The 12,227-nt window shown below is 36.8% G+C and carries 12 protein-coding genes and 1 riboswitch; of the genes, 11 read left to right on the top strand and 1 reads right to left on the bottom strand.

Going from position 1 to position 12,227, the window contains the following annotated elements; translation table 11 throughout:
* The first annotated feature begins 62 nt into the window (after positions 1 to 62).
* The 3 genes from rsmD to PK1910_RS03040 are packed head-to-tail and all read left to right on the top strand — an operon-like array spanning position 63 to position 1,589.
* Positions 63 to 614 (top strand): 16S rRNA (guanine(966)-N(2))-methyltransferase RsmD, encoded by a 552-nt coding sequence (rsmD, locus tag PK1910_RS03050; RefSeq protein WP_004693225.1) that lies wholly within the window; start codon positions 63 to 65, stop codon positions 612 to 614.
* A gap of 4 nt (positions 615 to 618) precedes the next feature.
* A complete protein-coding gene (gene coaD, locus PK1910_RS03045) occupies positions 619 to 1,110 on the top strand; it encodes a pantetheine-phosphate adenylyltransferase (protein ID WP_004693226.1) in 492 nt (163 codons plus the stop codon).
* An 11-nt stretch (positions 1,111 to 1,121) separates the two neighbouring features.
* Complete coding sequence (locus PK1910_RS03040; RefSeq protein ID WP_004693228.1) at positions 1,122 to 1,589, top strand: hypothetical protein; 468 nt, start codon at positions 1,122 to 1,124, stop codon at positions 1,587 to 1,589.
* A gap of 165 nt (positions 1,590 to 1,754) precedes the next feature.
* Here PK1910_RS03040 and PK1910_RS03035 read toward each other — a convergent pair whose 3' ends face one another.
* Complete coding sequence (locus PK1910_RS03035) at positions 1,755 to 3,470, bottom strand: Rqc2 family fibronectin-binding protein (protein WP_205112393.1); 1,716 nt, start codon at positions 3,468 to 3,470, stop codon at positions 1,755 to 1,757.
* Positions 3,471 to 3,597: 127 nt separating this feature from the next.
* Between PK1910_RS03035 and PK1910_RS03030 the strand changes: the two genes are divergently transcribed.
* From PK1910_RS03030 to priA, 8 genes are all read left to right on the top strand, one after another.
* Entirely contained in the window at positions 3,598 to 4,479 is an 882-nt protein-coding gene (locus PK1910_RS03030; protein WP_008600822.1) for a YicC/YloC family endoribonuclease, read from the top strand.
* A 14-nt stretch (positions 4,480 to 4,493) separates the two neighbouring features.
* Positions 4,494 to 4,763: an extracellular matrix/biofilm regulator RemA gene (gene remA, locus PK1910_RS03025; RefSeq protein WP_004695657.1), complete on the top strand. Its 270-nt coding sequence runs from the start codon at positions 4,494 to 4,496 to the stop codon at positions 4,761 to 4,763.
* 8 nt (positions 4,764 to 4,771) lie between these two features.
* Positions 4,772 to 5,401, top strand: a complete 630-nt coding sequence (gene gmk, locus PK1910_RS03020; RefSeq protein ID WP_004695659.1) for a guanylate kinase — start codon at positions 4,772 to 4,774, stop codon at positions 5,399 to 5,401.
* Positions 5,402 to 5,405: 4 nt separating this feature from the next.
* A complete protein-coding gene (rpoZ, locus tag PK1910_RS03015; RefSeq protein ID WP_004695660.1) occupies positions 5,406 to 5,621 on the top strand; it encodes a DNA-directed RNA polymerase subunit omega in 216 nt (71 codons plus the stop codon).
* A 52-nt stretch (positions 5,622 to 5,673) separates the two neighbouring features.
* Entirely contained in the window at positions 5,674 to 6,879 is a 1,206-nt protein-coding gene (gene coaBC / locus PK1910_RS03010) for a bifunctional phosphopantothenoylcysteine decarboxylase/phosphopantothenate--cysteine ligase CoaBC (protein WP_004695662.1), read from the top strand.
* Between the two features lie 41 nt (positions 6,880 to 6,920).
* On the top strand, positions 6,921 to 8,585 hold the full coding sequence (locus PK1910_RS03005; RefSeq protein WP_195213233.1) for a SulP family inorganic anion transporter: 1,665 nt from the start codon (positions 6,921 to 6,923) through the stop codon (positions 8,583 to 8,585).
* A gap of 44 nt (positions 8,586 to 8,629) precedes the next feature.
* Positions 8,630 to 8,730, top strand: a riboswitch (SAM riboswitch).
* A gap of 49 nt (positions 8,731 to 8,779) precedes the next feature.
* On the top strand, positions 8,780 to 9,970 hold the full coding sequence (gene metK / locus PK1910_RS03000; protein ID WP_004695665.1) for a methionine adenosyltransferase: 1,191 nt from the start codon (positions 8,780 to 8,782) through the stop codon (positions 9,968 to 9,970).
* A gap of 62 nt (positions 9,971 to 10,032) precedes the next feature.
* Positions 10,033 to 12,216 carry a replication restart helicase PriA gene (gene priA / locus PK1910_RS02995; protein WP_331299408.1) on the top strand — a complete coding sequence of 728 codons (2,184 nt, stop codon included), beginning with the start codon at positions 10,033 to 10,035 and terminating at the stop codon, positions 12,214 to 12,216.
* Positions 12,217 to 12,227: the final 11 nt, after the last annotated feature.

Genomic DNA, 12,227 nt, shown 5'->3' with positions numbered 1-12,227 from the left:
AGATACTTTTAATTTGGTTATTTATATACTATAATTAATGAGTATAATCTTGTGAGGGTTGTATGCGAATTATTGGCGGAACTGCTAAGGGACATGCTATAAAAGCACCTAAAGGATTAGATACTAGGCCTACACTTGATCGTGTTCGTGAAAGTGTATTTAATGTATTAGCCAATAAAGGTATATTTGGTTCTGATATACTAGATATATTTTCTGGCACTGGTGCAGTAGCAATTGAAGCCTTAAGTCGTGGTGCAGCACATGCAGTAGCAGTGGACTTTAAAACGGGAAAACTAATTTTAGAGAATGCTAAACATTGTCGTGTGGATGATCGGTTAGAAATTATTCCGAGGAAACTTTCACAATTAAAAAATTATATAGTAGGGCGACAGTTCGATTATATATTTTCTGACCCGCCATATGAAAATGGATTTATACAAGATACCATAGATTTGGTTGTGAACTATGATTTGTTAAAACCTGAAGGTGTTTTATTATTAGAACATCATAAGGATGAGGTTTTTACCTTACCAGAATCATGGGAATGTATAAAAGAACAGAAATTTGGTTATACGTTGGTTTCCTATTTTGTAAAGACAGCCGAAAGGAGCTAAACCTGTGCGTATAGGTGTATGTCCGGGTAGTTTTGACCCAGTTACTAATGGACATGTTGATATTTTTGAACGGGGCAGCCGATTGGTTGATAAATTAATCATTGCTGTCAGCTCAAATCCGAATAAAAATTCCTTATTTTCTATGGAAGAACGGGTTGAGATGATTCGAAATTCTGTCAAACATATTCCTAATGTTGAAATTGATTGTACAGGTGGCTTACTCAATGAGTATGTTAAATCCAAGAATGCTACTATTATTATTCGAGGATTACGTGCATTGAGCGACTTTGAATATGAATTTCAGCGCGCATTATTTGCAAAATATTTGGATGATGACATTGAAACAGTATTTATTATGACAAATAACAAATACTCTTTTGTCAGCTCCACGGGTATTCGTGAACTAGCTAAATTTGGTGGTAAGCTAGATGGTCTTGTTCCGGATGATGTTAAGGAAAAACTTGAAGAACGCTTTAATACGGTCCATAATAAATAGGGGTGAATTGTATGAAAACAGAAAAATTATTAGAAGATTTAGAGGTTCTTATTGAATCTAGCAGCCGTATTCCTATGACTACAAAACGTATGGTTGAGGAAGACGAAATTATGCGTATTATTGATTCTATTCAGGAATCCTTACCTTTGGAACTTGAAGAATCTCGTCGTATTGTAGCAGATAAAGATAAAGTGTTAGCTGATGCTCAACGTCAGGCTGAAACTTTGATTGATCAAGCTAAAGACTACATTGCTAAATTGACAGCTGAAAGTGAACTTGTAAAACAAGCTCAAGAACAAGCGAATCAAATTATTAATGCAGCAAATCAATCCTCTGATGAGTTGAAAGCTAGTTCTATTCAATATGCTGGTGATGTTCTTAAATATGTTGAAAACAACTTGGAAAAAACATTGGAAAGCTTGCGTCAAAATCGTGAAAGTTTGAAACAAACTGAACAACGTACAGAAGAAAACCAATAGTTTAAACAAAGGCTAGATATCATATTATATCTAGCCTCTTTTTTTATATTTAAATTCCATAGAAAACTTAAGATAAGTAATATCAATTTTCAGATCAATATGTAAAAAATAATGTGAGCGAAATAATAAACCAAAAATAAAAGCGAAGGGATACCTTCGCTTTTATCATTCTCTATAGTTTTCTGGCTTTTTCGGCTCCACAATCATAGTTTGATGGGTATTAAAAATAACAAATCCCAAAGGAGATCCAGGTGGCTTTTTGATATTTTTAATGTATGTATAATCTACCGGGACCTTACTAGTATCACGAGCTTTACTGAAGTAGGCTGCATATTGAGCTACTTTAGATAGAATCATATCGTCTGGCTCAACATTGAGTCTTAAAATAAGGTGCGAACCTTGGATATCCTGTGTATGGAACCAAATGTCAGTTGGCTTTGCAAATCGGTGTGTTAAATATTCGTTTTGTTGATTGTTACGACCGATGAATATTTCACCTTCATCAATTGTTAAGTGAATGTAGTTAGATTTGCCAAGCTTGTAAGATAGTGGTTTTTTTGATTTTTTTATGATACCTGCATCCATGCATTCTTTGCGTATTTCTTCTAAGCTTTCACGAGTTGTGGCTAAAGAGATGCTGTACAGAATAGATTGTAAGTATGCTAGTTTTGTAGTACTAGCATTGAGTTGGAACTCGCCACTAACCATACGATTTTTTAGTTTTGTATAAAGCTTATAATACCATTGTGCATTTTCCACAATAGTTAAGTTTGGCTTTAAAGGAATCGTTAACATTTCATTTTCTTCGGAAAGAAGATTTTGTAATTCAATAGAAGGCTCATATTGCACTTGAAGGTGTGCATTTATCATTAGAAGATCACCATATAATTTATAGGTTTCCATTTTCTTAGTATCTTCTAATTCATCTTTGATCTTTTGATGGCGACCTTCTTCCTTTTTGATGGCTGCTGTTAAGATTTTTTCTAACTCTTTATCAGCTGTATAAATTGCCTTTGTATTATGAATAGATTCCTCTAAGGCTTCAGAAATAGTGTTGTATTCTTTTAATACCTTATAGTTATGTAATAAAATACTTGTGTAAGCTTTTTTATTGTTATCGTTGACTAAAGTAAATAAACCTTTGCTATTTTCGAGTTTTACCTTGAGGTCGTACAAGGCTTTAGCAAGTGTATCTAGTTGAGAAGTATCTAAATCAGTTATGATTTCTTCACCACTTAATTTGGAAATATATAAAAGCTCATCCAATAAAGGTTTACCAAAACCGTTAAAGATAGCTCGAATAGATTGCTGCACAGAGCCATTACCAAAGGAAGTAAGTAGATTTTTTATTTCATTATTATCAAAGTCCATTAAACTTACGCGATTAGCATTAGGTGGTAAATCATACTGTATTTTTGGACTAATAATACGTTCACGGTTCATGAGAGGGGAGACGTGAATTAAGGATTCTAAAATAATACCGTCTTGTACGAAGATACAGTTGGAATATTTGCCCATTAATTCAATATAAATATATGTACTCGTAATAGAACCGTCCATTTCTAGTTTATCCGTTTGGATACACATGATACGGTCACCGTTGATTTGTTCCACCTTTACGATGCGGCTACCTTCAATATGCTTTCGTAAGAACATGCAAAGTGAGCTTGGTTCTTTTGGTAGATCTTGAAGTGGTTGGCTAAGATACATTGCTGGTGTGGCACCTACGGTAATAATTAAGTTTTGGTCTTCGTTAAGTGCTCGAACTTTAAATAATAATGTAGTTTTATCTATTTGATATAGTTTTTGTATTTGACCTGTTTGTAGTCGCTCGTTTAATTCTTTAGCGAGTACAGACATGGTAAGTCCGTCTAAATTCATAGTACTCCTTTCAAATATATTTAGAAGTATAGTTTAGTATACCATAGTGTACATATAATTCTTAGTATTTAAACACGGATTGTGTAATTCGTGGTACAATAATAAAAACTACTAAGGAGGATGATTTATGAAAAGTATGACCGGTTTTGGTTCTGGCACAGCAACCAAAGATGGCATTACCTGTACGGTAGAAATTAAGTCCGTAAACGCTCGCTTCTTGGATCTGTTTATTCGTAGTCCAAAACAAATGAATCCTTTTGAAAGTACTATTCGTGGAATGATACAAGATCGTATTACTCGTGGTAAGGTTGAGGTATCAGTTTCTATTTTAGATGCAGGGGAGCGACCTAAAACTTTTACTATTAATAGTGTATTGAGAAAACAAATACAAGAGTTGTTGGTACAAGAAGAATTCTATGATGATTCAAAAAAGGTACCTTTACAAGCTGTAAATTCGATTTCTACCGAATGGGTTCAACAACAAGATACACCAATTGCAGAAGATGTTCTATTAGATATTGTGAAAGAAGCTACGACTCAAGCATTAGATGCTTTAATAGCAATGCGAACTGCGGAAGGTCAACATATCAAGCAGGATTTATTAGATCGTATCGATACACTTGAAAAGATCATTACTAAAATTGACACTAATAAATCTGGTGCTGTAGAAGCATATCGCGAACACATAAAAACTAAAATTCAGGAATATTTAGTTTCTTTAGAAGCGAGTATTAGTGAGGATCGTTTTATACAAGAGATTGCTCTATTAGCTGATAAGACGGATATTACGGAAGAGATTGTCCGATTTACCTCTCATGTGGTACAATTAAGAAATACACTTGCAGATACAAACTCAATCGGTCGTAAGGTCGATTTTATTTTGCAAGAAATGAATCGTGAAGTAAATACAATCGGATCCAAAGCAATGGATTCGATTATTACTGAGCTTGTGGTTCAACTTAAATGTGAGTTAGAGAAAATTAGAGAACAAGTACAGAATGTAGAGTAATAGGAGGTCTATGAATGAGTATTCAATTACTGAATATAGGCTTTGGTAATATGGTATCTGCTAACCGTGTTATGGCTATTATTAGTCCTGAATCCGCCCCTATAAAGCGGATGGTTCAAGATGCTAGAGACAAGGGATTGCTCATTGATGCCACATATGGTCGTAAGACACGTGCTGTATTAGTTATGGATAGTGGTCAAATTGTATTATCTGCAATTCAACCTGAAACCGTAGCACATCGACTTGTGCAACATGATGTGGATGTAGATACAGTGGAATCATAGGAGTGCATATGTCAGACAGAGGATTATTAATCGTTATATCCGGGCCATCTGGCGCAGGTAAGGGTACGATTTGTGCGAATATTCGTAAAGAAATGCCTAATTTAGTTTATTCCGTTTCTATGACAACCCGTGCTCCACGTGTGGGTGAAAAGGAAGGAATTAACTATTTCTTCCGCTCTAAAGAGGAATTTGAGTCTTTACTTAGTGAAGACGCATTCTTAGAATATGCTAAGGTATATGATAATTACTATGGTACTCCAAAACAACATGTAATGGATTTATTAGATGATGGGAAAAGTGTACTATTAGAAATCGATATTCAAGGCGCTATGCAGGTTAAGGAACGTTTTAGCGATGCTGTATTTATTTACATTGTACCGCCGTCACTATCTGAGTTATCTGAACGTTTACATAATCGTGGCACAGATGCTAAAGAAGTCATTGATAAACGATTGTCATTGGCTTGTTCAGAATTGGCCTTAGCTCATCGTTATGACTATATCGTTGTAAATGATGATTTAGCAGAGGCTTCTGAAAAGGTTGCTTCTATCTTGCGAGCTGAGTCTTGTAAGATTAGTCGTAATAAAGAGCAAATTCAATATATTTATAAACAATATCAAGAGTCTAAGGAGAAGTGATAGTATGATGGTAAAACCTCCATTAAAAAAATTGGAAAGCCAAGTAGATAGCAAATATACATTGGTGACTTTAGCGGCTAAACGCGCTCGCGAATTAACAGATGGCGAACCTTGCTTAGCAGAATCTACACATGCGACTGACAAGCCTGTATCTTTGGCATTTTATGAAATTGCTGAAGGTGAAGTGACATATAAACGCACTAAAGAAGGCATTAAATAAAAAATCAATTCCTTGTATCATTGATACAAGGAATTTTTAAAAGGAGAAGAACATGCGCGGAAAACATATCATTGTCGCAGTATCTGCAGGTATTGCAGCGTATAAGGCAATTGAAGTGGTAAGCAGACTTCGTAAAAAAGGGGCTGAAGTAAAGGTTGTAATGACACAAAATGCAACGCATATTGCGTCACCTTTAACATTTGGCGAAATCAGTGGACATCCTGTAGCTCTAGACATGTTTGAACAAGTTCATCAGTGGGATGTAGAACATATTGCACTGGCCACTTGGGCAGATGCATATGTAGTTGTGCCTGCAACAGCAAATGTGATCGGAAAAATTTATGCAGGCATTGCTGATGATATGTTAACTACAACAATTATGGCTACCAAAGCACCTAAGTACCTTTGTCCTGCTATGAATACAGAAATGTATAATAATCCTATTACTCAACGCAATTTAGAAGGATTACGTTCTTTGGGCTACCATATTATGGACCCTGCAGAAGGTTGGTTAGCTTGTGGCATCACTGGTGTAGGACGTTTACCGGAGCCCGAAGCAATTGTGGATTGGCTAGAATCTAAAATGTGCAGCACCAATGAGCTTGAAGGTACTACTATACTTGTTACAGCTGGCGGAACACAGGAGAGTATTGATCCTGTTCGGTATATTGGAAATCGTTCTAGCGGTAAGATGGGATATGCCATTGCAGAACAGGCTGTACGCATGGGGGCTAAAGTGATATTAGTAAGTGCTCCCACATCCTTGCCTATACCAAGTGGCGTAGACTTTATTTCTGTAGATTCTGCGGTATCTATGCAGGAGGCTGTTGAAGCTCGTTATAATGATGTTAATGTAGTTATTATGGCTGCCGCTGTTTCTGATTTTAGAGTCCTTCATAAAGCAGAGCAAAAAATAAAGAAAATGGAGTCTATGACCATAGAACTCGTAAAAAATCCAGATATTCTACAAGGGTTGGGCTCTAAAAAAAATCATCAAATTCTTGTTGGTTTTGCGGCAGAAACAGAACATGTAATCAAGTATGGTCAGGATAAAGTGGCTAGAAAAAATCTAGATATGCTTGTGGCCAATGATGTAAGCAAATCGAATGCAGGTTTTAATGTAGATACGAATGAAGGCTATTTTTTATATCCCGATAAAGAGCCTAAAGAAATGCCTAATATGAAAAAATCTGAACTTGCTCGACATATCCTTAGAGAAGTTATTGATTTAGTAGCAAACAAAGCTGACATAAATTAATTCTTGTGTGTGTTGTTTTAAGAAGGGTGTGTTTTTCTTACATGTTTGCTATACAAAAAGCATATTTAGACGGCTCATTAGGAAAAGGAAAATGGAGTAACAATATTATTGCTGGATTGGTCGTAGGGGTAGTGGCTCTGCCTTTAGCAATGGCCTTTGCTATTGCTAGTGGAGTTACACCGCAAGCGGGCATTTATACGGCAATCATTGCAGGTATATTTGTATCCTTGTTTGGTGGCTCCCCTGTTCAGATTGCGGGCCCTACAGGGGCATTTATCGTTCTATTGAGCAGTATCGTTGTCAATTATGGCTTTGAAGGTTTACAAATTGCGACCATGATGGCAGGGATTATTCTGGTTTTAATGAGCGTTGCAAAGTTAGGGACAGTCATTCGGTTTATACCCACACCTGTTATTATGGGTTTTACAGCAGGTATTGGTGTTACAATTTGGGTAGGGCAATGGCCATATTTCTTTGGATTTCCACCGTTGCCTTATATGGCTCATTTCCATGAAAAATTATGGGCTATGATTCAGTCCTTACCATACTCTGACTTACCTACATTGGGGATTGCGCTCTTAAGCTTAAGTCTACTGTTAGTTTTACCTAAAATCCCATATATTAATAAAGTTCCAGCTCCCATTGTAGCTATGATTGTTGCTACGGTTATTCAAGCTATCTACCAATTTCCTACGGTTTTAACCATTGGTAGTGCATTTGGTGGTATACCTCAAGGTTTGCCAGAATTTTCTATACCAAAATTGAGCTTTGATAAAATCTTATCTTTAATCGGGCCGGCTTTTACAATTGCCATGCTAGGCGCTATTGAATCCTTATTGTCTGCAGTTGTTGCTGATGGTATGAGTGGCACCAAGCATGAATCTAATACTGAATTATTTGGACAAGGATTAGCTAATATATTTGCGCCATTGTTTGGTGGAATTGCATCAACCGGTGCTATTGCGCGAACTGCTACAAATATTCGTCAAGGTGGTAATTCTCCGGTGGCAGGTATTGTTCATGCCATTACATTAGGTGCCATTCTTTTATTTTTAGCCCCATATGCAGTGTATATTCCGTTGGCATCTATGGCAGCCATATTATTTGTAGTAGCCTACAATATGAGTGATGTACCACGTTTTATACGAATGCTTATTCTCGCACCTCGTCCAGATCAAATAATATTATTGCTTACCTTTTTCCTGACTATTTTTACGGATTTAGTAGTAGCTGTAAATGTAGGTGTAGTACTTGCAGTGTTGCAGTTTATGCGCAAAATGGTTAATACAATTGATGTGCATGAAGCAAGTAGTGCCGAATTATCAGCACAGATTAGGCATGAGATTACAATCCATCCAGAAATAATGGTATACACTGTAGAAGGCCCATTATTCTTTGGTGCTATAAGTGCATTTGATAGAGCGTTAAACTCTATACATAAAGATCCTAAATATTTAATCATTCGTTTTGTAAAAGTACCATTTGTAGATTTAACGGGTTTACGTATTTTACGAGGTATTATTGAAGAACTTCAAAAAAGAGGCATAGAAGTTTTGCTTAGTGATGTGAGTTACGATATACGTAGAGAGATGTATAAATCTAATTTCTTGGATATTCTGGGCCGTCATCATATGTATCGTCAGTTTGAAAGTGCCCTTCATAAGGCTGAACATGATTTAGCTTTAAAAGAGGCAAGAGAGGTATAATAATGACTTGCTTTCTCACTGTAAATACACTATAATATTTCTGTAACTCATCAAGAGTAGTGGAGGGATAGGCCCTGTGAAGCTACAGCAACCATTCCAAGCGGAAAAGGTGCTAATTCCTATGACAAATGTCGTTAGATGGGAGGGTCTCTCATGAGTGCATGAGAGACTTTTTTTCGTATTAGGAGGATAAAATGGCTGAAAAACATATGTTTTTTACTTCTGAATCTGTTACTGAAGGCCATCCAGATAAAATAGCTGACCAAATATCTGATGCTGTTTTGGATGCGATTATTGAAAAGGATCCAACTGCTCGTGTGGCTTGTGAAACTTTAGTTACTACTGGTTTAGTTCATGTAGTAGGTGAAATTTCTACTCACACATATGTAGATATTCCTCGCATCGTACGTGATACAATTCGTGAAATTGGTTATACTCGTGCAAAATTTGGTTTTGATTGTGATACTTGTGGTGTACTTGTATCCATCGATGAACAATCTGCGGATATCGCCATGGGTGTTGATGAAGCACTTGAATCAAAAGATGGCAATGGTGAAGTGCTTGATAAAATCGGTGCTGGTGACCAAGGTATGATGTTTGGCTATGCATCTAATGAAACACCTGAACTCATGCCTTTGCCAATTTCCTTGGCACATCGTTTATCTCGTCGACTTACAGAAGTTCGTAAGGATGGGACCTTAACTTACTTACGTCCAGACGGTAAGACTCAAGTTACTGTAGAATATGTTGATGGTAAACCTAAGCGCATTGATACAATTGTTATTTCTACGCAACATAGCCCTGAAGTTACCCAAGAACAAATTAAAGCCGATTTGAAGCGTTATGTAATTGACGCAGCGTTGCCTGCTGAATTCGTTGATGAAAATACTAAATACTTCATCAATCCAACTGGTCGTTTCGTAATTGGAGGACCTCATGGAGATGCTGGTTTAACTGGCCGTAAAATTATTGTAGATACATACGGTGGTATGGCCCGTCATGGTGGCGGTGCATTTTCTGGTAAGGATCCATCTAAGGTGGACCGTTCTGCAGCATACGCAGCGCGTTATGTAGCTAAAAATGTTGTAGCAGCAGGTCTTGCTGATAAATGTGAAGTGCAAGTTGCTTATGCAATTGGGGTTGCTCATCCTGTATCTATTTTAGTTGATACTTTTGGTACAGGTCGCATAGAGGAAACAAAAATTCAAGAGCTTGTTAAAAAACATTTCGACCTTCGTCCAGCAGGAATCATTGAAATGCTTGATTTGTTAAAGCCTCATTATCGCAAAACTGCAGCGTATGGTCACTTTGGTAGAACTGATGTGGATTTACCTTGGGAACGTACAGATAAAGCACAAATTCTAAAAGAAGAAGCTGGCTTATAATACAAAAGGTCTTGGTAGAATTTCTACTGAGACCTTTTATAATAAACGAAAGGAAAAAATGTATGCGCGTAGCACAAGTTATAATTAACAGACCGGCCAAACAACTTCATAAACCTTTGAGCTATTTAATGCCTGAAAAGTTTGGTAATGTCTTACCTGGTACGCGCGTACTCATTCCTTTAGGACATAGTCGTGAAGAAGGCATTCTTATTGGTTACGACGAGTTAGTTGAGCCACCAGAGTTCACTTTACGAAATATTGTGCAAGTATTAGATAGCGAACCTTGGTTTACACCGGAAATGATGGATACGGCCCGCCGTCTAAATGAGTATTATTTATTCTCTTATGGCGATGCATTGCGATTGTTTACAGTGAATAAGACATTAAAATCTTACGAGGCACCAAAGGAAGAATGGTTAGTAGTCATGCCAGAATTTTCGGTGGCACAATTTAGTGAACGAAAAAAGAAGCAACGAGAATTAGCAAAATACTTACTTGAAGTGGGCGGAGCATCTAAGGCATTACTACTAGCTAAAGGCTATTCTCGTATGGTCATTAAACAAGTGAGTGAAGCTAAAGGTATTGTCGTTGAAGCTCGTTTTAAAGCCACAAAAACAACATTTGATGAGCTTTTAACAGAAGAAGTTAATATTCCTCTTACTGAAGCTCAACAAGCTGTATATGGACCAATACAAGATGCAATGAATAGCCATGAACATAAAACCTTTTTACTTCATGGTGTCACTGGTAGTGGTAAGACTCAATTATATTTACGTGCTACAGCAAGATGTATTAGTCAGGATAAGACGGCTATTATTTTAGTACCTGAAATTATATTGACTGATCAAATTGTGAAACGATTTGTAGAAACTTTTGGTGACGAAGTCGTAGTATTTCATAGTAAATTGACGGTACAACAACGGAACAATAATTGGGAGCGTTTGCGCCGTAAGGATAGTCACATTATTATTGGCGCTCGTTCTGCCGTATTTGCGCCAGCTGAGGATATCGGCCTTATTGTGGTCGATGAAGAACATGATCCATCTTATAAACAAGAGGATATGGTTCGGTATCATGCACGTAACGTGGCATTGTGGCGTGCTGAGGCACATGGTTGTCCCGTTATTTTAGGTTCTGCTACACCATCTGTTACTTCGTACTATAAAGCTAAGCAAGGGGAGTATCATTTACTAGAATTGCCAAATCGCATTTTTGAGCAACCTATGCCGAAGGTTACTATAGTAGATATGAAGGAAGAAATTCTTCATGGAAATTACTCCGTTTTTTCTGATGCCATGAGTCGCTTAATTCAACATACATTAGATGAGCATAATCAAATGATTATTCTGTTAAATAGACGCGGTTATAGTACTTTTGTTATGTGCCGGGATTGTGGGGAAACTATTATGTGTCCTCATTGTGATGTAGCTATGGTTTATCACCAAGCTGGTGAAGAATTGCGTTGTCATTATTGTGAACATCATGAACCAATTCCAACTGTTTGTCCCAAATGTAATAGTAAGAGGATTAAGTTTTTTGGTTCAGGCACACAAAAGGTAGAGGAAGAGTTACGTCGTCACTTTAAATCGGCCCGCATTGCTCGTCTTGATCAAGATGTGACAAAAAATAAGCAATTAGCAGAAGATATTTTACATGACTTTGGGGCTCATAAATATGATATTTTGTTGGGAACACAAATGGTATCTAAAGGACATGACTTTAAAGATGTAACAGCTGTTGGTATTTTAACAGCCGATTCAGTTTTGAATATTCCTGTTTATACAGCTTCAGAACGAACTTTTGATTTACTTACTCAAACCTCTGGACGTGCCGGTAGGGGTGAAAAACCGGGTAGCGTTGTAATACAAACATATAATCCTTTAAATTATGCTATAATAAAGAGTAAGGCTCATGATTATATAGGCTTTTACAATGAAGAAATTCAAAACCGTAAAGCTTTAGGATATCCTCCATTTCGCGAAATGATTTATATAGTTGTGCGTCATCAAGATATGAAAACATTAGAGTCTATAGCAAATCGTATTGTCGATGACTTGGAGTCTTATAAAGGAAATCAGGATATTTTGATTAATGGTCCTTATGAAGCGCCTATAAAAAAAGTGCGCGATATGTATCGTTTAGCTATTATGATTCGCGGTACAGATTTAACGAATTTGAAAGAATATATATATAACTCATGGATTTTCACGCAAGAAGGACTGCTGATTGACGTGGATCCCGTGTAGTGTAGGAGTAT

The organism is Veillonella parvula, assembly GCF_036456085.1.
GTDB classification, from domain to species: Bacteria; Bacillota; Negativicutes; order Veillonellales; family Veillonellaceae; genus Veillonella; species Veillonella parvula_E.
This window is presented reverse-complemented; position numbering and strand designations above follow the sequence as displayed.